The 20,836-nt window shown below is 60.4% G+C and carries 18 protein-coding genes; 4 read left to right on the plus strand and 14 right to left on the minus strand.

Annotated elements, in window-relative coordinates; all coding sequences use genetic code 11:
- Position 1: 1 nt before the first annotated feature.
- Genes BA011_RS27675 through BA011_RS27690 form a run of 4 tightly spaced genes read right to left on the minus strand, consistent with a single transcriptional unit; the run spans position 2 to position 6,090 of the window.
- Positions 2–1,108: an ABC transporter ATP-binding protein gene (locus BA011_RS27675; RefSeq protein ID WP_065283157.1), complete on the minus strand. Its 1,107-nt coding sequence runs from the start codon at positions 1,106–1,108 to the stop codon at positions 2–4.
- Positions 1,096–2,460 carry a glycoside hydrolase family 28 protein gene (locus BA011_RS27680; protein ID WP_065283158.1) on the minus strand — a complete coding sequence of 455 codons (1,365 nt, stop codon included), beginning with the start codon at positions 2,458–2,460 and terminating at the stop codon, positions 1,096–1,098. Before BA011_RS27680 ends, BA011_RS27675 begins: the two co-directional genes overlap by 13 nt.
- Positions 2,457–3,551: a glycoside hydrolase family 88/105 protein gene (locus tag BA011_RS27685; protein WP_065283159.1), complete on the minus strand. Its 1,095-nt coding sequence runs from the start codon at positions 3,549–3,551 to the stop codon at positions 2,457–2,459. The genes BA011_RS27680 and BA011_RS27685 overlap by 4 nt, the downstream gene beginning before the upstream one ends.
- A 16-nt stretch (positions 3,552–3,567) precedes the next feature.
- The gene (locus BA011_RS27690; RefSeq protein ID WP_065283160.1) at positions 3,568–6,090 is read right to left on the minus strand and encodes a hypothetical protein; all 2,523 of its coding nucleotides are present in this window, start codon (positions 6,088–6,090) and stop codon (positions 3,568–3,570) included.
- 190 nt (positions 6,091–6,280) lie between these two features.
- Here BA011_RS27690 and BA011_RS27695 point away from each other — a divergent pair, with 190 nt between their 5' ends.
- Positions 6,281–7,567: an ABC transporter substrate-binding protein gene (locus BA011_RS27695; protein WP_065283161.1), complete on the plus strand. Its 1,287-nt coding sequence runs from the start codon at positions 6,281–6,283 to the stop codon at positions 7,565–7,567.
- 358 nt (positions 7,568–7,925) lie between these two features.
- Positions 7,926–9,188: a DUF3422 domain-containing protein gene (locus tag BA011_RS27700; protein WP_065283162.1), complete on the plus strand. Its 1,263-nt coding sequence runs from the start codon at positions 7,926–7,928 to the stop codon at positions 9,186–9,188.
- Positions 9,189–9,451: 263 nt separating this feature from the next.
- On the opposite strand, the gene BA011_RS27710 is transcribed toward BA011_RS27700, so the two are convergent.
- The 6 genes from BA011_RS27710 to BA011_RS27730 all read right to left on the minus strand — a co-directional run bounded on the left by BA011_RS27710 (position 9,452) and on the right by BA011_RS27730 (position 13,397).
- Complete coding sequence (locus BA011_RS27710) at positions 9,452–10,330, minus strand: SDR family NAD(P)-dependent oxidoreductase (RefSeq protein WP_065283164.1); 879 nt, start codon at positions 10,328–10,330, stop codon at positions 9,452–9,454.
- Complete coding sequence (locus BA011_RS27715; RefSeq protein ID WP_065283165.1) at positions 10,327–11,112, minus strand: hypothetical protein; 786 nt, start codon at positions 11,110–11,112, stop codon at positions 10,327–10,329. Before BA011_RS27715 ends, BA011_RS27710 begins: the two co-directional genes overlap by 4 nt.
- Before the next feature lie 10 nt (positions 11,113–11,122).
- Complete coding sequence (locus BA011_RS27720; protein ID WP_237352708.1) at positions 11,123–11,716, minus strand: protein-S-isoprenylcysteine O-methyltransferase; 594 nt, start codon at positions 11,714–11,716, stop codon at positions 11,123–11,125.
- 60 nt (positions 11,717–11,776) lie between these two features.
- On the minus strand, positions 11,777–12,361 hold the full coding sequence (locus tag BA011_RS27725) for a hypothetical protein (RefSeq protein ID WP_065283166.1): 585 nt from the start codon (positions 12,359–12,361) through the stop codon (positions 11,777–11,779).
- 161 nt (positions 12,362–12,522) lie between these two features.
- Positions 12,523–12,642 carry a hypothetical protein gene (locus BA011_RS45325; RefSeq protein ID WP_018243378.1) on the minus strand — a complete coding sequence of 40 codons (120 nt, stop codon included), beginning with the start codon at positions 12,640–12,642 and terminating at the stop codon, positions 12,523–12,525.
- Positions 12,643–12,809: 167 nt separating this feature from the next.
- Entirely contained in the window at positions 12,810–13,397 is a 588-nt protein-coding gene (locus BA011_RS27730) for a L,D-transpeptidase (RefSeq protein ID WP_065283545.1), read from the minus strand.
- A 211-nt stretch (positions 13,398–13,608) separates the two neighbouring features.
- On the opposite strand from BA011_RS27730, the gene BA011_RS27735 reads away from it, so the two are divergent.
- The gene (locus BA011_RS27735) at positions 13,609–14,364 is read left to right on the plus strand and encodes an SDR family NAD(P)-dependent oxidoreductase (RefSeq protein WP_065283167.1); all 756 of its coding nucleotides are present in this window, start codon (positions 13,609–13,611) and stop codon (positions 14,362–14,364) included.
- Positions 14,365–15,147: 783 nt separating this feature from the next.
- Here the strand turns inward: BA011_RS27735 and BA011_RS27745 are convergent.
- From BA011_RS27745 to BA011_RS27760, 4 genes are all read right to left on the minus strand, one after another.
- Positions 15,148–16,032 (minus strand): carbohydrate ABC transporter permease, encoded by an 885-nt coding sequence (locus BA011_RS27745; protein WP_027686551.1) that lies wholly within the window; start codon positions 16,030–16,032, stop codon positions 15,148–15,150.
- Entirely contained in the window at positions 16,022–16,948 is a 927-nt protein-coding gene (locus BA011_RS27750) for a carbohydrate ABC transporter permease (protein WP_065283169.1), read from the minus strand. Before BA011_RS27750 ends, BA011_RS27745 begins: the two co-directional genes overlap by 11 nt.
- A 68-nt stretch (positions 16,949–17,016) precedes the next feature.
- Positions 17,017–18,240 carry an ABC transporter substrate-binding protein gene (locus BA011_RS27755; protein WP_065283170.1) on the minus strand — a complete coding sequence of 408 codons (1,224 nt, stop codon included), beginning with the start codon at positions 18,238–18,240 and terminating at the stop codon, positions 17,017–17,019.
- Between the two features lie 50 nt (positions 18,241–18,290).
- Positions 18,291–19,613, minus strand: coding sequence for an alpha-L-fucosidase (locus BA011_RS27760; protein ID WP_065283171.1), 1,323 nt, complete (start codon positions 19,611–19,613; stop codon positions 18,291–18,293).
- 207 nt (positions 19,614–19,820) lie between these two features.
- On the opposite strand from BA011_RS27760, the gene BA011_RS27765 reads away from it, so the two are divergent.
- Positions 19,821–20,828 (plus strand): LacI family DNA-binding transcriptional regulator, encoded by a 1,008-nt coding sequence (locus BA011_RS27765; protein ID WP_065283172.1) that lies wholly within the window; start codon positions 19,821–19,823, stop codon positions 20,826–20,828.
- Positions 20,829–20,836: the final 8 nt, after the last annotated feature.

Consider the following 20,836-nt stretch of genomic DNA (forward strand, 5'->3'; position numbering starts at 1 on the left):
TTCAGCGTCTCCCCTGTCCGGGCCGCCGGTCAAAAGCGAGGCCGTTTTCGGGATCGAACAGATGAACCCGCCCAGGGGCAGCGTCGATCAGGATGTGATCACCAGGCGCGGGTGCGAAATGACCGGCCTCATGAATGATGATCTGCTCGTCCTGACCTGCAAGGTTGCCATAGACATACGTCTCGGTGCCGAGGCCCTCGTGATACTGGACGATGAACGGCAGGCCCTGCTCGCTGGAGCGTGAAAAATGCGCGGGCCGGATACCGGCGAGAACGGCCTGGCCGACCGCAATGCCGGCGAGATCGACATCGCTGACAATGCTGCCACCGTTGCCGACATCGATGACGACGCCACTTTCGCCGACGCCGGATACCTTGCCCTTGATGATGTTCATGCGCGGCGAGCCGAGGAAGCCCGCGACGAAGAGATTGCGCGGGCTGTCGAACAGGTCCAGCGGTGCTCCGACCTGCTCGACCCGGCCGGCGCGCAGCACGACGATCTTGTCGGCCATCGTCATCGCCTCGACCTGGTCATGCGTGACATAGATCATCGTCGTCTTGATCTCGCGGTGGAGCTTGGTGATCTCGGCCCGGGTCTGGACGCGTAGCGCAGCGTCGAGATTGGACAGCGGCTCATCGAAGAGAAAAATGTCCGGTTCGCGCACGATGGCCCGGCCGATCGCCACGCGCTGGCGCTGGCCGCCCGAAAGCTGCTTCGGGCGTCGGTCCAGATAGGGTTCGATCGCCAGCATCCTGGCGGCTTCGGAAATCCGCGCTTCGATCTCGGCACGCTTGAACTTCAGGTTCTCCAGGCCGAAAGCGAGGTTCTTGCGAACGCTCATATGCGGATAGAGCGCGTAGGACTGGAAGACCATTGCGATCTTGCGCTCCGCCGGCGAGAGCGCGCTGACGTCGCGGCCCCCAATCGCGATTGCGCCCTCCGTGACCTCTTCGAGGCCGGCGATGACACGCAGCAGGGTCGACTTGCCGCATCCCGACGGACCGACGAAGACGACGAATTCGCCGTCCTTGATGTCGAGTTCGACGTCATGCAGGACTTTGACCGAGCCATACGACTTGTTGACGTTGGAAAGTTTCAGTTCTGCCATGCCCCACTCCCATCAGGTGCCGCCGTTTCGAAGACGGCGTCGTTTTTGTTCCAGCCTTGCGGCAGCGGTGTCGGCCTTTTGATCCGCACCTCGTTCATCAAGATCCCGGTGACCCCCGCCACGTAGACGGCCGGCATTCCTCCCGGATAGTGCTCAAGACCGATCACCCGGCCGTCCGACCCGCGGGTCCAGGCATTGGCACGGCCGCCGCCATCGGCTTTCGGGGAAAGGTCGGCGTTCGTCGGACGCAGGTCGTAGGACCGCGCCGTGCCGAGTTGCCCGGGCTGCTGGTCTATGGCGATGCGAGCCAGCGATGCGTTCCTGATGCCGGCCGACGAGGTAGATATGACGGTGATCGCCCCCTCCATCCGGCCGGTTATGTCCTCGACGATGAGATTTTCGATGGCGCCCGCCGTGCGCTCCGCAATGCGGTCGACGACATTGACGGTCAGCGCCTCCCCCGAGCCCCAGAAGCCATCGGGGGTCTCGCGGCACTCTACCGCAATTCTCGAAAACCTTACGTTCGATATCCGGCCGCCGTCGCGGGAAAAGACGCCCAGCGCCCTGTTGGAGGATGAGACGCTGCAATCCTCGAACACGACATTGGTGACGTCGCCATGGGTTTCCGTACCGATCTTCAGCGCGCAGCTGAGGCTCTGAACGGCGCAGCGGCGGACGAGAATGTTTTCGCATCGCCCGATGGCGACACGATCAGGACCGATGCTCGTCTTCAGGCATATGCCGTCGTCGGCCGTCGATATGCGGCAGTCCTCGATGACGGCGCCGCAGCAGGCATCCAACACGATGCCGTCGGTGTTGGGAAGGCGGCGGTCGTTGTCGATGGTCACGTTCCTGACCGCGACATCGATGCAGTTGACGAAGTGCAGCGTCCACATCGGCGAGCGGCTGATATGGATGGAGCTGATCTCGACCTCGTCGCAGCCCTCGAAGACGACGACGCGGGGACGAAATTCGGCCGGGATGAAGGTTCCCACCGTCTCGTCGTCTCCCACAATGAAGCTCTCACAACCGGCTTCGATGCGCCCCGCCCCCGTCAGGCTGATCCGCCGCGCATCCTTGGCGACGATCATCCCGCGATCCGACTTTTCGGCGATCACCGAAACACTCGTCTGCGCATAGGCCGCGCAATCCGGAACGGGACGCAGGATCGCACCGGCGGCCAGATGAAGGTCGATGCCGGATTTGAGCTGGAGCCCGCGGCAGACATGAATGCCAGCCATGAGCTCCACGCGTCCGCCACCCGAAGCCGACAGGCCGTCGATGGCCGCCTGCAGGCGGACCGTATCGTCGCCCTGCGCCGGCTCGATCGCGACGAGAGACACAGGGCTCATTGGCGCTCGCCGTTCTCGAGAAAGACTTCCGTCAGGAGCAGCATGGTCAGCGCCTGGCCATAAGGCGTCGGCACGTTCGGAATGCGCCTGTAGAAATCGAGGTCATGGCCCATCGGCGTACCGTCCGAGACGCCGTGGACGACACCTTCTTCGTCGATCTGCGCCAGCACCGCCGCAAGCGCGCGCTCGGCATGGGCCCTGTCGTCCTTGTCGAGAATGCCGGCATCGATGGCGCGCAATATGCCGTAGGCAATGCCTGCCGTGGCCGAGGTTTCCAGCGGCGAGGACGGATCGTCCAGAAGGGTGGTGAACATGCCGTCCGGCCGCTGATATGCTTTCAAGGAGCGCACCTGGCTGACGAGGACATTCGACAGAAAACGCCGGTCCTTCTCGCCGAGCGTCGGAACGAGGTCGAAGAGCTCAGGGATGGCGACGGTGATCCAGGCATTGCCGCGCGCCCAGAAGGCATTGGCGAAATTGTGCCGACCGTTGAAAGTCCAGCCGTGATACCAGAGCCCGCTGACGGGGTCGGAGAGATAGCGGGTGTGGATCACGAACTGATAGACGGCCTCGTCGATCCATTCGCTGCGCTCGCAAAGCACGCCGGCCCGGGCGAGAAACAGGCAGGCCATGAACAGCGTATCGTCCCACAATTCACCATCGTTGAGGCGTTCCTTGACGACGTGCTGAAAGCCACCGTCTTCGGTTTTTGGCAGTTCCTTGACGAGCCATTCGGCCCAGTCCTCGACGAGGGCACGAAAATCGGGACGGTCGACATACTGGACGAGGATCGCAAGCGGCAACATCGGCGCCGTGCTGTTGATCTGGCGCGGCGGCAGGCCGCGTTCAATCTGGCCGGCATACCAGGCGACGAGTTCCTGCAGCGCTTTCTGATCATTGGTGGAAATGGCGCGACGCAGGAAGCCGTAAAGACCGACGCCGACTTCCCAGTCCCATTCGTCGAACTGGATTCCGGAGGCGGAATTTCCCGTCACGAGACCTTCCTTGATGCCTCTGAGCCGGCTGAAAGCCGTTGCCACGCGATCGATCGTCGTCAGGAGGGCGGCGTTATCGACAGATGTTGTGTTCATGCGGAGACCTATGTTTTTAGGAGTAGAACGGCCCGTCAGTGCCGGCGCCGGAGGCTGCACTGTCGTGGGTGAGGATCGGGTGCGGCTGATCGTGGGTGAAGGGCCTTGCCTCGCCGCCGATCGAAAGACCATCAGCATAGGACAGGCAGATCGCCGGGCCGCCGGGCGACGTCAGGGAGAGACGCCGAAGCCCGGGATCGAAGGAAATCGTCGTCCGGCACAGGCGTTCGATGAACGCCTTGAAGGCGTCGTCGTTGCCGCATCCGACGATGGCCGCCCAGCCGCAGAGCGGCCCGGGGGAGCGCGCCTCACGGCCGGCGGTCGGGCCGTCGGTGATCAACTCCAGGCCGTTCGACGCCCAAAGGGCGGAAAATCCCCTGCCCGATCGCGCGATGAGCCACTTGTCTTCGATGATGAGATCGTCCAGCCCGTCGCGGCCGATATAGGCATGCGTCCATGCATGGCGTGCGTCGCTTGTGTCCTCGATCAGCAGGGCAACATCGCGATGCTGGGCAACGCGCGGCAGGATGCCGTTGCCGGCCCAATAGGACGGCCTTTGATTGCCCCAGGGATCATCTTCACCGGGATGGTTGACCCACAGCCTCGCCATCGGGTGGCCGGCCAGCCTGATGTCGAAGACATGCTGCTGGTGCCCCTTCTGCCCGGTCTTGTGATCGACGACCGTCGAAAGCTGCGCCGCCTCATTCTTGAACAGCACGAGTTTTCCGCTCTCGAGGCCCTGGCTATAACGCGCCTCGACGCTTCTTCCCCGGTTGAGCGTCGCAAGTTCGGCCAGCTCGGCGGGCGGCTCGTAAGCGCCGGCGCAGAACATGGTCAATGCCGCCACACCATTGTTCAGCCAGCCGGTTCCGAAGGCGACCTGGGCGAAGGGCGCAAGCTCGGTCAGCGGGCCGGCGCGCAACTCCTTGTCGTAAGCGCGGCCCTGCGATCCGGCCGGAACGCCCGCGAGCGTATGAAGGGCGATCATCCGGAAGATGAGATCGATCTGGGCGCGGGCGCGCTGGGCAATCGCCGTCTCGGCCCAGCGCTCCAGCGCCAGCAGGCCGATGAAGTCGATCGGGTAATAGGCCGCCGAATTCCACTCCGCCAACCCATGGGCTTCGACGCTGTCGAACCAGCGCCCGAGCCGCTCAGCGGCGATTTCCGCCTGCTGCCGCCCCGTCCTGCCCGAGGCTGAAAACACCTCGTCGGGCAGGAGAAGTCCCGCCAGCAACTGGCTCGTATGAAAGCAGAGCACATGGTTCTCGCTCCAGAACCACATCGCATCGTTGCCCGGCTCGTCGACCCAGTAACGGTAGGAGCGAACGGAATGCCGGATGCGATCGACTATGGCATAGGGCATCCGGTCGGCATAGGCGCCGAGCAGCCACAAGAGCGGCACCATGATGAAATCCGAGCAATCCTCCCGCGCATCGATGGAGGCGAGCGTCGCGTCGATGATGCGGTCGAAGCTTTCCTGGTCGTGGTGACCGGTTTCCATCATGGCGATCAGGCGCCCGACGCGGTTGGCGCCGAAGCGGGCGCTGTATTCCAGCGCCTGCCGCTTGCGGGCGGCAAGCGACGCCGCTGATGGCAACGGCAAAATGCTGCTCATGAAGCCGGCATCGATGACGCGGGTGACCGAACCCGGGCCGCTGCCGATCGTCATATGCACGCCGTGATAACCGTCCGCAATGCCGCAGACATCGTCGGCCGTGAGGCTGCTCTGATGGGCGCGCAGCGTCAGTCTGGAGTGCGCAAGAACGGGCCGTTCGTGACCATGGCCGACGACCTTGAGCTCCACCGGCAGGTCGCGTTCGGGTGCGGTATCGAAGATGATCTCCAGCGGCTGATTGACGAAGACGTCGCGAGCCGGGCGGACGCCGCGCGCAAGGGCTTCCAGCTCGCGGACCTCATCCTGATCCAGCGATACGGGCAGCAGCACGCAAAGCGGCTCCTCGTCCAGCATCTCGATCTCGAAGAACCACGTCGTGTCGCGCTCGGCCAGGTCTTCGGTGTGGACGAGAATCTGGTTGTCGCCGGCGTCCAGCGCCAGCTTTATGTCGGTTTCGCTCTCGGTGTTGCGTTTGAAGGGTTCGAAGCGCACCGCCTCCTGTCCGTTGACCCATATGCGAACGCCGCCGCAGGTCTTCAGTCTGAGATTGAGCTTTCGCGCAGTCTCCGTCCTGAACGTGCCCTTCAGCCATCGCCTGAGATGCGTCGGCACATGCCAGAAGCCGGTGAACTCGACACGGCGGTTCGAGCCGGGAAGATTGAGGCTTTCGGTCGGCCAGGCGGTGTCGGGTAGTAGCGGCCGCCCCACCATGGTCGACCAGAAGGCCTTGCGGCAGGGCAGGTCGCCGACATCGACGAAACCGTTGATGAAACGATAGTTCACGCGGTCTTCGGCCGGCGCGGGCTCGCCGGGAAAATAGCTGGCGATAAGGCCGGAAACGGCCCATGCCGTGATCGTCTGCCCCTCGGCCACGCTGTATGCTGGCGCCATCTCGTCCGGCTGGTTGATGTATTCCGTTTTCACAGACCGCCTCCTCCGCAATCCTATGAAAATATTTTCATCAGGTTGTTTGAGTGCGTTATTTTTGAAATTTGCTCAAAAACATCGCTATTGCTCAGGAAATAGCTTGACGGAACGAATGTCAAGTATATGAAATTCACATATCGATGGCTGATGCCGCGATTGATGAAAATATTTTCATGGGAGGATGAAAATGAAAACCTATCTATCAGGGGCTTTCGCACTGGCGCTGGCCACCGCTTCTTTCGCCTGGTCGAGTGTCGCCATGGCGGAAACCCAGACGATTACCTTTCTCTTCACCGACGACGACCAGGCTTATGTCGAGCGGATGGAAGCGCTCAGCAAGGAATTCGAGACCGCGCATCCCGACATCAAGGTGAATTTCGTCTCGTCGGGTTATGACGCAGTCGCCAAGCAGCTGCCGGTACAGCTTGCCATCGGCGAAGGTCCTGACATCGCCAAGATCACCGACTGGCAGCTGGCGCCCTACTATCTCGACATGCGCCCCTTGATGAAAGACCCGGATGGCTTCGCCAAGCTGCATGGCGAGAGCCTGAACACGCTTCGCTTCCCGGGCGTCAACGATCCGAACTCGATCAACGGCTATGTCGCGTCGCAGACCTTCAACCTGCCCTTCGTCAACAAGACGCTCTTCGAACAGGCGAATGAACCGCTTCCGAAGCCGACAGCCACGCTGAAGGATATCGTCGAAGCCTCGGCGCGCGTCGCCAAGGCGACCGGCGCCCAGATCCCCTTCACGATGGACCGCTCGGGCCATCGCTTCTCCGGCGCGGCCTTCTCCTACGGCTCGAATTACGTCAAGGACGGCAAGTTCTCGTTCCCCGACGATGCCGCCAAGCGCTACATCACCGATCTCTACAACTGGACGAAGGACGGCTCTTTTCCCAAGGAAATGTGGGGTGCGGCCGGCGGAACCCAGTACAAGAACATGGGCGACGAATTCGTCAACGGCAATGTCGTGACGTATGTCGCCGGCAACTGGATGGTCAATCCGTTCCAGAAGAAGATCGGCGACGCCTTCGACTGGACGGCGATCAGCGCTCCCTGCGGCGATGCCGGTTGCTATGCGATGCCCGGCGGCACCGCGATCGTCGGCTTCAAGCGCACCAAGCATCCGGAGGCCGTGGCCGCGTTCATCGAGTTCCTCGGCTCTGAAAAGGTCCAGCGTGAAATCGCTGAAAATTACGTCATCCTGACGGGCGCCGACATCAAGGACCCGCAATACAAGCTCGAGAGCAAGAATGCCAAGGAGGCGATGGCCGTCTTCCTTGCAAGCCGCAACAGCGCACCGAAGGCAGCCCGGGACCTGGAACGCCTCAAGGGCTCCTCCGCCATCTATCAGCTCATCGTCCAGCGGATGAGCCAGCTGATCGTCGGCGAGCTTTCCCTCGACGACACCTTCAAGGCGATGAGCGCGGACGTCGACAAGGTCAACGTGGCGCTCGCCGCCAACAAGTAACCGGCCGCGCCTGTCTCCCACAGATTGCGCGCTGCGTCAGCCACGGCCTCGCAACGGGCCGTGGCTGATCGTTTTTCGCCCCTGCCTGGCGTCCTCTCCGACACTTTGATCGGTTTCCAATTGTCGACGATCTGAACCACACTACAACTGCCGCAAGGAAAGGTAGCGTCGCCAGTTCCGCGGCGCGATGCTGGGAACGGCGGCGACTGGCGAAGGTATGGTGACACGCGGTTCGAGAGAGGTTATAGGCGTTGTCAGCCTTCGCCGGCTCGCAGGCGCGATGGTCAAACCACATATGCCGGCGAGCCGGTTACATCCGGCGATCCAGCGCTGTCCACCCGTATAGAGGTGCATTTCCATGCCGATGGGCTCCGAGCATCCGCTGCGAAGGGAACTTCACAACGAGCTCCACGCGCGGCCGTCACTTTACTTCGATGGCGACACGGATGTGTGGCACGTCGCTATCGTCGGCGAGAATGCCCCTCCTCAGATACCAAACTCCCTGCCGGGACTGGAGGACGTCTCCACGACCCGCGAGGGCAACCACGGCATCGGCCGCATCGGCGACGGCCGGCTGAAGTGGGAGGCGCATACTGAGTTCTTGACCCTTACTTTCGTCGTTCCTGCATCGGCCGAACCTGGCAGCAATCCCCCTGAAGCGTTTCAGGCATGCTGCCGTCAGATCGACGGGAAGGTCATTGCAGCCGTCCGCGTGCTGGTGCGGGACGAGAAGGACGGACAGCGTCCGGAAAAACCGAAGCTCGACTATGTCGCTTCACAAGTCGGCGGCGGCGATGCGGAAGTGCATTCGAACTTCCGGCTGACCGACAGTGGCTTCGTCGAATTCCTGTTCTTCAACCGCAACCTCAATGCCTATCGCACCGGCCGCATGGTCAGACGTTTCCTGGAGATCGAGACATACCGGATGATGGCGCTTCTGGCGTTGCCGATGGCGCGCGAGACGGTGTCGAAGCTTTCCGTCTTCGACCGGCGCCTCGACCTGCTGATCTCGCATATGCAGAGTGCGATCAAGGTCGACAAGGCCCTGCTTTCCGAGGTGACCAGGCTCTCGTCGGATGTGCTCAATTTCTCGGCTCTCGCCCGTCACCGCTTCGGCGCGACGAAAGCCTATGCCGAGATCGTCGCAAGCAGATCGTCGGAGTTGCGCGAGGAGCGCGTCGAGCAGCGCCAGCGGATCGGCACCTTCATCGACCGGCGCTTTCAGCCGGCCGTCCGCGCGGTTCACGCCGCCGAACGCCGCCTCGATGAACTGGCCGAACGCGTGAGCCTGGCCGGAGACCTGCTCAGAACCACCGTGCAGGTGCAGCTCGAAGATCAGAACGCCTCACTGCTGACATCAATGGAAGAGCGGGCGCGTATCCAGGTGCATATCCAGCAGGCGGTCGAAGGCTTCTCCGTCATCGCCATCACCTATTACACTGTCGGCCTCGCAAAGATCTGCCTCGAAAGCATTTCCGAACTGGGCGTCGACCCGCATGTGGCGAAGCTCGCCATTCTCGGCGCCATCCCGCTCGTGCTCTTCGCCGTCTGGACGGCAGTTCGTCATGTTCGAAAGAGCATTGCCGGCCACTCTCATGGTCCCGCATCAGAGAGCCACTGAGGCGACGCTGGCCGATGATCGCTCACCGCCGCCCTATCGAGGCGGCAGCGTTTTCTTGCCTGCATCGACAGAACGTCAGGATGCCATCGCGTAATGGCGATGTTCCGATGCCCGGCCGCTGCCCGTTCTGAACCGCCGCAGCAATTCGGCAAGGCTTTCGGTTTCATGGGTCAGGCTCTGCGCGGCGGCCGTCGTCTCTTCGACCAACTGAACGCAATCATCCCGCTTTCCGGATATCGTTTCGACAAACTCGTCGACATGCACTATTTCTGCAGCTTGCTCAGTGCCAGGGACCGACTACCGCAACATTCCTTGAGGTTCCTCCCTGAACCGCAAGGACATGAATCGTTGCTCCTGCGCTGCAGGCGACCGATCAGGGGGAGAATAGCTACAGTCGGCAATAATGTGACGACAAGAGTGATCAACTTGGCTGAAATGCCAGGGACAACGCGGCGACGGCGCGACTTGAAACCCCTCCAGGCACGCTCAGCGACATATTCTGCGTCCAGCTTGGGCAATATCTTGAAGAGAGCTGCCCGGTTCGCGCCGGACCTTTCAAGAAACTCGGTGGATACCGGTCCCGGCGCGACACATGTCACGGTAACGCCAAAGCGGTAGACTTCCTGATGGAGCGCGTCCGAAAAAGAGTGCACGAAACCCTTGCTTGCGTAATACAAAGCCATGTGCGGCCCGGGAACCAAACCCGCTATGGAGCCGAGATTGATCACGCCGCCACGTCCGCGCGCCAGCATTCCAGGCAGGAAGCGAAGGGTCATGTCGGTCAGGGCGCGTATATTGAGATCGATGATCCCAAGCTGATCTTTTACGGGGAGTAACGTTGCTGCGCCTCGCAGACCATACCCGGCACTGTTGACCAGGACGCCGCAGACCAAATCGTTGGCAGTCAGAAAAGCCTCGAGACGCGCCGACGCATCGGCTGCGAAGAGATCCAGCTCCAGCGTGAACGCCTCGCCGCCGGCCTGCCGTACGTCGGCCGCCGCAGCGGCGAGGCCTTCAGGCGAACGCGCGACGAGCACGACGACATTGCCTTCACGTGCCGCAATCTTTGCAATTGCTCGTCCAATGCCGCGGGAAGCCCCAACCACGACGACAGCCAAACGAAACTCATCCTGCACGGTCATTTCGACGTCCCTACCGCCGACATGATGGTAGGGGTTCCGCTCTGGGCGAGGCTTTTTACTTCGTCGGCGATCTCGCCGTTCAAGATTCTTTCGAACCGTTCTAACGCCCGAGCGACATTCGCTCCATCCATGACCCTGTGGTCGTAGTGGATGCGGACAGCAACCGATCCATCCTCGCCGATTGGACCGTAGTTGAGAAGTGTGGTCAGTGGGGTGATCGGGTTGAGGGACTCCGCTCCCAGGCCCGAATAGACAGACAATTGGAACGTGCCGAAATAACGCGCACGCTTCCGCCCGATATTGAGCCCGAGCCACATGAGCAGCCACCTCACAGGGGCAGGTGCGCGAGCGAGCTTCAGAGAGCGCCGAAACTCCTTGATCTCCAGAACCGGAAGTGACCTTGCTGCGCGGATCAGCGTCTCCAGCTGGGAAATGGAGCGTTGCTCGGGACCTTTGATGATGCTCAGCAGAACGACCCGCTCTCCGTCATGCTCGCGCTCATGGGCAATGGAGGCCACACTGGCCGGATATTCATAGAGCTGCGGCCTTGGAAACTTGACATAAGCGCGCCGCAATTCGGGAATTTCTTGAGAGAGCAGGGCGTATCCCTTCAAGAAAAGCACAGTCCAGGACGGCCGGGCATCCGGTCCGTCTCTGGCATCGAGGAGCGGCCGAAGGTTCATTTGCCGCTGGACCGTCACGCGTGGCACCCCGATCGAGAATCTCATCAGATCTCCGACAAGTCGTCGCGATGCCGAGAGCTTGATCGTTCGGCCTCTCATCTAGCCACCTCTAGTAAAGATAAGGGATGATGCGCTTGGTCTTCGCCATATACGCGTGGTATTGCGGGCCGAAAACTTCCAACATCATACGTTCTTCCTTGTCCACCCTTAGGAAGAATAGAACCGCGAAGCCGATCAGGCCCGCCATGCCTGCCACCCAGTTCGACAGCAGAAACGCTTGTGAAAGCCCCATCAGAAGGAACGACGTGTACATGGGGTGGCGGACAAGGGAGTACGGGCCAGCGCATATCAATTCGTGCCGCTGCCGGATCTCCAGCGTAATCGACCAGTTTCGTCCTAATTGCTTGTGGGTTCTTCGAAAGACCCACATTGCGGCACAGAAGAGTATTGTCCCGATCACGACGGCCCACAAATGGGCGGTATAGTCGGCCACCTCAGGGATGCCAGTCGCGACGTAAAATCCCGGCACGATCGCAAGCCCGACGAGAGCTGCAGCAAGCCCGACCGCCTCCGAACCGGTACGGCGGTTGCTGACGACCGGCACTCGCTTCGCGCGACGCTCAAATGGGTATCGAATGATGCACCATGCCACAATTCCAAGAACCCAGACCATCTCGCCGACGACGGCTACTGATAAATTCAAATCAAGTCACCAGAACCTTTCTATGATCGGCCTTCCGCGATCGCCAACGCCCGCACGCAATCAACCTGTATTCATCTCCCGCAGGGTTGCAATGAATTGTTGCGGCCTTAGCCAAATGCCGGGCGCCTTATAACCCATGTGCCGTGCGATATCCGCCACGAAGGCGTTGCAATTATAAACCGTTGCCTCCCAGAGATGAGAGGTTGCCTGCAGTTTGCGTATATACGCAACTGTGTCGCTATATTCATCATCAGTCAGCATCACACGCCAGCTTGCCGACCTGTACTGCTCTTCCAGGTCACCATCCGTTGCTCCGGTCGAGGCCGGAACGGGTATGAAATGGCCTAATACATAGGGCGCGGCATTGTCAGAAGCTGGCGCAAGTCCGGCGACTTCGGGATTGATCATATTTCCGTTCTTATCCGCCCGCCCAAAAACGACGTAGGTGTGGCCGTAGGTCAGCGCATAGCGTGAGCGGAATTCGATGAAATACCGATTTGATTTGTTTTCAGCCGCATTGGTTGGAGCTACACCTCTGCCATTCGACGTATAATGCGGTAGAGGCCTTTTGTCCTCTGTCTGGCATGAAGATGCCATGACCGCCAACATAACAACTAGCGACACACCGCCTCTTCCAAGCGCCATCACTAAGCTCCATATGCAGGCCCCGACGAATGGGAGCCCGAAGTCAGCATGTAAAATGCCACTCGTGCGCTGTGAGTCGCGAAGGAGCGCAAGCCTGGCGGTTTATGGTGCAAGAAGAGGAAGGGTCTATGTGACCCTTCCTAAGAATCAAACGCGATATGCTACTTGTAGACTGCTTCTGCCGGCGGTGGGGCCTTCCCCTTGCCTTTGCCAATCGATCCGCAAGCACTCAGATTGGCCACCGCAAACATTGCAACGATTACGATTAGAATTCTGCTCATCATGAAGTCCTCTCCTCATCATGGGATAGCTTTTTGAGGGCTACACCTTAAAGTTTAGCGACAATCAGCACCCTGGATAGGGCGGTTATGATGCAACATGCAACGAATCTACATTAGCAGATACATATTGCCATAGCCAACCCTGCGATTTCAAATGGTAAACGCCATCAGATGACAACCACGCGTGTACCTATGCGTGCACGAGAGTAAAGGTCGACGATGTTTGCGTTCGTCAAGCGAATACACCCATTCGAAACTGCACGACCTATCGACCAGGGGGCATTCGTTCCGTGCAACCGGAACAGGGTATCTTGTCCACCTTGGTAGAGGTAGAGGGCCGCTGCACCGAGAGGGTTGAGCGGTCCTCCCGGTATCCCATCGGCATATTGGGCTAGCCGGGGTTTGCGCTGAATCATGTCATTGGTGGGCTTCCACGAAGGCCACTCTGCCTTATGGCCGATGGTGGCCTCGCCCTTGAAACTCAGTCCTTCTTCTCCGACGCCAACGCCATAGCGAGTCGCTTGTCCGTCAGCCTCCACGAAGTAAAGGTAGCGGCTCGCCGTATCGACGACGATAGTTCCGGGCGGTTCACTCCCCGCATACGCGACCTCCCGTCGTCGATAGCGGGGATCGACATCCGGATCCATCGCAAATCGGTAGCGCAGCGGCGGCCCATCGCCCGAAGTACATCCAGAAAGCATTAGAGCCAGGCTCCCCAACACGAGCCTCCGGCGTGCAATATGGTGTTTGTCCATTTCCACCTGCCAAGTAATTCCGTCGATCCCGTTCATTCCAAATTAGATTGCGACATCTTTTGACAAAGACACTCAACGCTGTGGAGGATGAGTTCGCAACACTGGCAACATCCGAAGCTGCGGAATACCATGCGCTTCTATTTATCCGGGAAACCCCTTGCATCAATAATCGCGCCGATCGAATATTAGCACATCAACAAGGACAGAGACGATGAAGCTTTGCCTGGAAGGAAAAATCGCAATCGTAACGGGCGCAGGTTCCGGAATTGGTGCCGCCGTTTCCCGACAACTCGCTGAGGAGGGTGCCGAGGTTGTTGTCGCCGATATCAATGCTGACGCAGCACACGCGATTGCCGCCGCAATCAGATCAGAGGGAGGCCGCGCCTGTGAATTTGCCGTCGATGTCAGTGACAGTGGAAGTGTGCAGAGACTTGTCGATTTTACCGTCGAGACATGTGGCGGCTTGGATCTGGCGGTCAATAACGCGGGAATCGATGGGGTGCGCGCAGCGGTCGCAGACTATCCGCTCGATAATTGGCACAAGGTGATGAACGTCAATCTCAACGGCGTTTTCTATTGTATGAAGTCCGAAATTGGCGCGATGCTTAAGCTGGGTGGCGGCGCAATCGTGAATTTGTCTTCCACTCTCGGGTCCGTTGGATTACCCACCGCGGCGGCATACACCGCAGCCAAGCACGGGGTTGTTGGGCTGACGAAAGTCGCTGCGATGGAGTATGCGAGATTGGGTATCCGCATAAATGCCGTCGGTCCCGGCTGGATCGAAACGCCACTTTTGTCAGAGCACCTTGAGGCGGCGAGTACGCGACGCATGGCATCGCTTCAACCAATGGGCAGGCGTGGAAAACCGGAAGAGGTCGCGACGCTTGTGTGTTTCCTCTTGTCCGAGCAGGCCAGTTTCATCACCGGGGGGCACTATTTGGTAGACGGGGCCTATACCGCTCATTGAAGAAAGGGTTTGAGAAGAAGAGGCGATTCCAGACTGTGTCCATTTTGCCTGATGGCGTGCTGCGGACCTGGGGGCCGGTCAGTGTTCTGCCCCTCAGTTTCTCCTCTGATCTGTGATCGGCTATCTATGGATGAGCGAAATAAGTTCCTCCATGGAGCCTACTTTGGGGGTTCTCCCGAACAGCAAGGCCGGACATGACGGGCGGGCATCGCCACTGGCGGGACTAGATCAAGGCGCGGATTGTGTTGGAGAGTTTGTGGCCGGGCTTGACGATAAATGGTTGTGGAGCGCTATGGACTGACGCCGAACCACCTGTCTTTCTGGCGAACGATGGCGCGGTGTGGCAAGCGCATGTGCGGGCCTCCAAATACGCCGGTCATCTTCCACGCTATCGCCTGGCACGAGCCGCTAGTGGCAGCTTCCATTCGAATCTAATCTCGTTGGTGCTGAAGAGCGAGTGGTCGCATGGTGCGAAGTGGTCGGCGGAAATAATTACGCGCGCTCCGCCGGCGCCGATCGTCTGGGCATGGGCAGCAGAGATCGATATCGCCAAGGCGATGGATGCAAGCGTAGCCGTTTTCATGAATTCCCCTGCACAATTCGGATATGAAAGGGTTATTTCAAATTTTGGTTAAATTTTACTTTTCTTGCCGAAGCAAAAGTTAAGCGCGAGGGTATGATCTTGCGGCGGCAGGAGCGCCTTCTTCGGTGGCGATCGACCGGACTTGAAGCGCATCACAGCAAACTTGATGCGATGCGCTTAAATCTTTGTTCTTATGAAGATTAACGCCCACCAAAGCCGGAGCTGACGGTGATACCCTTGTAGATCACCCTCTGCAGCACGATGGCCAGGATGACACCCGGCACCATGGAGATCGTCGCGCCGGCCATGATGTAGTTCCACGCGGTGCCCTGCTGCGTCTGGAACAGGGTGAGCCCAAGCGGCAGCGTGGCCATTTCGACGCCGCTGGTGGCGATCAGCGGCCAGAGGAAACTCTTCCATTGTGCGATGAAGGTGAAAAGCGCCAGCAGGCCGATGGCCGGCATGGCAAGCGGAATGATGACCGTGACCAAGATGCGCAGGCGCGAAGCCCCGTCCATCATCGCCGCCTCGTCGAGATCCTTGGGAATGCCGAGGATGAACTGCCGCAGCAGAAAGGTGCCGAAAGAGCTGAAGGCGACCGGCAGGATCATGCCGTGATAGGTGTTGATCCAGCCGAACTTGCTGACGATGAGGAAGAGCGGGATGACCAGCATCACCTGCGGGATCATCAGCGTAGTGAGATAGGTGAGCAGCAGCCCCTCCCGGCCGGGAAATTTCAGCCGAGCAAAAGCGTAGGCAGACAGACAGGAGACCGCAATCACGATCGCCGTAACGCCGCAGGCGACCACGAAGGAATTCAACAGGAAGGTTCCGAACGGCAGGGAAACCACGGCTTCTACGAATGTTCCCCAATGATATTCCTCGGGGAAGATGCGGACCGGCACGGCCATCACCTCGGCATTGGAGCGCACCGCGTTCGACACCATCCAGAAGAACGGGAAGAGGAAAAGCAGCGCGATCAGCGAAAGCCCCGTGTAACTGGCGAAAGAGCCGATGCGCCGCAATAGGCGGTGACGATGCTGGGACACGGAATGCGGATGCCGTGAGGTCGGATCAGTCGTCATAATGCACCCATTTGCGCTGCATGTGGAACTGCAGGATGGTGAGGGCCATGATCATGACGAACATCACCCAGGCGAGAGCCGAGGCATAGCCCATCTGGAAGTTGGTGAATCCCTTCTGGTAGATGGCAAAGCCAAGCGTGGCCGTCGCCGAGCCCGGCCCGCCGCGCGTCATCGCAAAGACCTCGTCGAAGATCTGCAGCGAGGTGATGGCCGTCATCACGGTGCCGAAGAAGATGGTCGGCGATATGAGCGGCAGGCGGATGCGCCAGAAGCGCTGCCAGGCATTGGCGCCGTCGATCGTCGCCGCCTCGAGATAGTGCTTCGGCACAAGGTCGAGCGCGGCGTTGAACATCACGACGTTGTAGCCGACATTCGCCCACAGGGTGACGAGCACGATCGCCTGCATGGCCCAGCTCGAGCTCAGCAGGAAATTCGGCAAGCCGAGGCCGAGCGCGCGGATGATGGTGTCGGCCAGCCCGTCCGGTGTGAAGATGAGCAGCCACACCACCGACGCCGCGATGGTGGGCGTGAAGGTCGGCAGGAAGAAGATTACCCGGAAGATCGCCTTGCCGCGCTTCAGGCTCGATATCCAGACCGCCAGCGTCAACGAGATGACGAGGTTCAGCGCCAGATACTCGACGGCAAAGAACAGCGTGTTGCGCAATATGGTGTAGAAGGCCGGATCAACGGTGAAGAGCCTGATATAATTCTGAAAGCCGACGAAGGACGGCGTCGAGATCAGCTGCCAATTGGTGAAGCTGAGCGCCAGCGACGCCAGGATCGGCAAGGCCATGAAGACCATGAAGCCGAGGAAGCTCGGCAGCAGGAACAGCATGGCTGTCTGCGTCTCCGGCTTCAGGAAGCGCCGGGGCCGACCGGGCTGCAAGGAAACTTCGGCAACAGCGCTTTGCGACATGTCTTCCTCCATGCGCGGCAGGTCCTGCCGCGGGCGGGCGCTAGCGCGTCCTGTCGGACGCGCTCGCTTTATTGCTGCGCGAGGCTCTGGATGGACTCCATCGTCTGCTTGGCATCGGCGCTGCCGGCGAAAGCCAGCGGGAAATACTGGTTGAAGAGGTTTTCCACCGCTGCCCAGTTGTTGGTGATCACGTAGGGCACGGAGTGCGCCAGGGAATAGTCGATGGCCTCGCCGCCATTGGTGATGTCCTTGGCCGCCACCTTGTACCAGGCGGATTGCGCCGCCGTGCGCGCCGGCAAGGCACGACCCTGCTCGGCGAGATAGGATAAGGCTTCCGGGCTGGTCAGCACCTGGATCGCCTTCCAGGCCGCATCCTTGTTCTTGCTTGACGTGGAAATACCGAAGCCGGAGCCTGCTGTGACGGCCGAGAGTTCGCCTTCGTCGCGCGGCAGGGTGGTGAGGCCGATCTTGAACTTCGCCCGGTCCTTCATGCCGATAATCGACCAGGGGCCGTCGATATACATGGCGACATTGCCCGAATTGAACCGGCCCTGGACGACATCACCGGGATCCGCGCCACCCGACGGGACCAGCGGCGCGATCTTATCCTTGGCGGCAAAGCCGATCACCCTGTCGGCGGCGGCAACTGCGCTCGCACTGGTCAAGTCAAGCTCGCCGGCATCGTTGACGTATTTATCGCCCCAGGCCGCGGCCAGGACCGAATAGTTGGTCGGAGTGATGCCGAAGCCATACTTGCCGTCCTTCGTCAGCTTCTTGGCGGCATCGGTGAACTCGGCAAGCGTCCAGCCCGGCTTCGGCAGCGGAACGCCGGCGGCTTCGAGCGCGTCCTGGTTATAATAGATGACCCACGGACCAACGTCGTAAGGCAGACCGTAGAGCTGCTTGTCGACGGACATGCCGCCGATGATCGAGGGTGTGAAGGCGGCGACGTCGAACTTATCGGCCTCGATCCGGTCATTCAGGGGCTCGAGCAGCGAATAGAAGTTCGGCATGCGCAGCGACTGCATGGAAACGATGTCGGCGAGCTGTCCCGATGCCGCCAGCACCGGCAGCCGCGTCCAGTAGTCGACCCAGCCCGTCGTCGTCAGCGTCACCTTGATATCGGGATACTTGGCGGTCACCATCTCTGCCAGGTGCTGCCAACTCTTGGTGTCGGTTTCGGAGCCGGTCCACATCTGCCAGGTCAGGTTGACTTGTTCGGCCGATGAGGCTGTGGCAAAAAGACTGCTGCCGATAGCGGCAAGCAAAAGCGTTTTCTTCAGAACCTTCATGGGTTTCTCCTCCCTCCATGAACGCAAAGGACACGCGAGTGCGATCGAGCTCACGCCTTCAGGACTATCTCGATCACCGGCACGGTAACGTCCGGGCGCCGGACCGGCAGTTCGAGCGTGATCATGCCTTCCGGCACCGTCACGCCGATATTGGAATCCACATCTTTGGCATGGCTCAGCCAGTGCACCTCGCTGGCGTCATGCAGGAATTGCGCATAGGCGATCCTGTCGGCGAGACCTTCGATGTGGATGTGGCGGTAAGGCCAATTGTAGACGTGCAGATAAAGGCGGTTGCCGCGCTGGGTATAACGGCAGCCAGCCGGCACCGGATAGCGGGATGGCCCTGCCCCATAGATGGAACGTGCGTTGACGGCCATCCAGTTCTGATAGACCTCGAGCGCGCTGATGGCGCGCGCATCGAGCGTGCCCCGGCCGGTCGGCCCGACATTCATCAGCAGGTTGCCGCCGAGCGCGACGGAATCGATCAGCAGCTGGATGATCTGTTCCGGGCTTTTCCAAGTATCTTCGTCGCGGTGATAACCCCAGGAGCCGCTGAAGGTATGGCAGGCTTCCCAGAGCACCCCCTGGCTGGCGACGGCGGGGGCCACGCGCGGCGTATATTGCTCCGGCGTCGTCACGTCGGGCAGGCTGCCGGGCGGCAGATCGAGGCGGTTGTTGACGATGATGCCGGGCTGCAACTCGCGCACCAGCTCGACCAGCCGCTCGCTCTCCCAATCGGCGCGCCCCTTGCCGGGCAGGCCGCGATATTCGCGCCCGGGATAGCTGAAATCGAACCAGATGATGTCGATGCGGCCGAAGCCGGTCAGAAGCTCGCGCACCTGTTCGCGCATATAAGCCGCGTAGTTGGCGAGGTTACGGCCGGCATTCAGGGCCTTGGCGTCGGGATGGTTGCGCAGCGGATGGTGAACGTCGATCGGGAAATCGGGATGGTGCCAGTCAAGCAGCGAATAGTAGAAGCCGATCTTGAGCCCTTCGGCGCGGAAGGCTTCGACCAGCGGCGTGAGCAGATCTCTGCCGCAGGGCGCGTTCGGCGCCTTGTAGTCCGACACCTTGCTGTCCCAGAGGCAGAATCCCTCATGATGCTTGGTCGTCACCACGACATATTTCATACCGGCAAGACGCGCCCGGCGAGCCCATTCCTTGGGATCGTAGAGATCGGGATCGAAATTGTCGAAATAGCGCTGGTAATGCTCGTCGGTCAGTTCCTCGCGGTTTTTCAACCACTCGTGCCGGGCGCCCAGCGCATAGAGGCCCCAATGAATGAACATGCCCAGGCGATCCTGGCTGAACCAGGCGCGTTTCTCCGCCCCTCCCGATGCCGGATTTTCCGGCTGGCGTTCCGAACTCGTCACAGGTTTCTCCTCCCTGTTTTCCGGCTCAACATCATATCGAACCGGTTCGGTAAATGATCATCTCGCCTGATCCGATGTCTGTCAAGTCGAAATTCGGGATCACAAGATCACCAAGGCAAACCCTGTGAAACGCCTGATTTGAAGCATGAATGTTGCGCCAACCAATAAAATCGGACATAACAAGGCATTAGAACCGGTTCGACAGATATGACCACAATACGAGACGTAGCGCGCCTTGCGGGGGTTTCCATCTCGACCGTCTCGCTCGCGCTCAACAGCCCGAAGCGGGTCGGCGTCGAGACGCTTGACCGCATCCAGCAGGCGATAAAGTCGACCGGTTACCGCATCGATCCGGTGGCCCAGACGCTGGCGCGCGGACGCAGCTCGCTGATCGGTTTCGTTTCGGCCAATCTCGGCAACATGTTCTTCGGCGACATCCGTCGAGAGATCGAGCACCAGGCGCTCGACCACGGTTATTTCGTCCTGATCGCCGACTCCTCCGGCAGGGCCGATCTCGAACGGGCGCTGCTGGAGCGGCTGGAAGCGCAGAAGATCGCCGGAATTGCGCTGGCGGCAAACGGGCACGGCGAGGAGTACGCGACGTTCCTGCGCGACTTCAAAACCCCGATCGTGATGTTCGACCAGAAGGTGGAAGGGGCGGAACGCGATTTTGTCGGTTCCGACAACCCGCTTACCACCACCATCCTGACCGAACATCTGCTGCAGCTCGGCCACAGGCGCATCGGTTTCATCTCCGGGCCGAGCGGCCTGCACACTGCCGACGAGCGCCTGAAGGGTTTCATGAACACGATGGCCGGCGCCGGTGTGGACATCGACCCTTCGCTGGTGGTCGAAGGCGGCTACACCCGGACTGGCGGCCATGCACAGGCGATGCGCCTCTTGACCCGCCGCGACCGGCCGACCGCCATCATCGGCGCCAACAACATGACCGGCCTAGCAGCACTTCAGGTCATGCAGGAGATGGGCGTCCGCTGCCCTGACGACGTATCGCTGGCGATGGTCGACGACGTGCCCTGGAGCAATGTCATCACGCCTCGCATCACCATGGTGGTGCAGGATGCGCAGAAGCTCGGGGAATTGGCGGCACAACGCCTCCTGGCAAGAATAGCAAGCCCCGAGGGCGCCGCCGCGGCGCCTGAGGATTTCATCCTGACGCCGAGATTCGTGCGCGGGGAGTCGACCAGGCGGCTCTGAGTGCTAGT

The sequence above is a fragment of the Rhizobium leguminosarum genome, from assembly GCF_001679785.1.
GTDB classification, from domain to species: Bacteria; Pseudomonadota; Alphaproteobacteria; order Rhizobiales; family Rhizobiaceae; genus Rhizobium; species Rhizobium leguminosarum_R.

Excerpts from the sequence above, each read along its gene's own strand:
- BA011_RS27750 (WP_065283169.1), bottom strand. The coding sequence starts at position 16,948 with ATGTCGCAAAGCGCTGTTGCCGAAGTTTCCTTGCAGCCCGGTCGGCCC.
- BA011_RS27715 (WP_065283165.1), bottom strand. The coding sequence starts at position 11,112 with ATGAGAGGCCGAACGATCAAGCTCTCGGCATCGCGACGACTTGTCGGA.
- BA011_RS27765 (WP_065283172.1), top strand. The coding sequence starts at position 19,821 with ATGACCACAATACGAGACGTAGCGCGCCTTGCGGGGGTTTCCATCTCG.
- BA011_RS27710 (WP_065283164.1), bottom strand. The coding sequence starts at position 10,330 with ATGACCGTGCAGGATGAGTTTCGTTTGGCTGTCGTCGTGGTTGGGGCT.
- BA011_RS27680 (WP_065283158.1), bottom strand. The coding sequence starts at position 2,460 with ATGAGCCCTGTGTCTCTCGTCGCGATCGAGCCGGCGCAGGGCGACGAT.
- BA011_RS27700 (WP_065283162.1), top strand. The coding sequence starts at position 7,926 with ATGCCGATGGGCTCCGAGCATCCGCTGCGAAGGGAACTTCACAACGAG.
- BA011_RS27725 (WP_065283166.1), bottom strand. The coding sequence starts at position 12,361 with ATGGCGCTTGGAAGAGGCGGTGTGTCGCTAGTTGTTATGTTGGCGGTC.
- BA011_RS27695 (WP_065283161.1), top strand. The coding sequence starts at position 6,281 with ATGAAAACCTATCTATCAGGGGCTTTCGCACTGGCGCTGGCCACCGCT.
- BA011_RS45325 (WP_018243378.1), bottom strand. The coding sequence starts at position 12,642 with ATGAGCAGAATTCTAATCGTAATCGTTGCAATGTTTGCGGTGGCCAAT.
- BA011_RS27685 (WP_065283159.1), bottom strand. The coding sequence starts at position 3,551 with ATGAACACAACATCTGTCGATAACGCCGCCCTCCTGACGACGATCGAT.
- BA011_RS27755 (WP_065283170.1), bottom strand. The coding sequence starts at position 18,240 with ATGAAGGTTCTGAAGAAAACGCTTTTGCTTGCCGCTATCGGCAGCAGT.
- BA011_RS27735 (WP_065283167.1), top strand. The coding sequence starts at position 13,609 with ATGAAGCTTTGCCTGGAAGGAAAAATCGCAATCGTAACGGGCGCAGGT.
- BA011_RS27745 (WP_027686551.1), bottom strand. The coding sequence starts at position 16,032 with ATGACGACTGATCCGACCTCACGGCATCCGCATTCCGTGTCCCAGCAT.
- BA011_RS27675 (WP_065283157.1), bottom strand. The coding sequence starts at position 1,108 with ATGGCAGAACTGAAACTTTCCAACGTCAACAAGTCGTATGGCTCGGTC.
- BA011_RS27730 (WP_065283545.1), bottom strand. The coding sequence starts at position 13,397 with ATGGACAAACACCATATTGCACGCCGGAGGCTCGTGTTGGGGAGCCTG.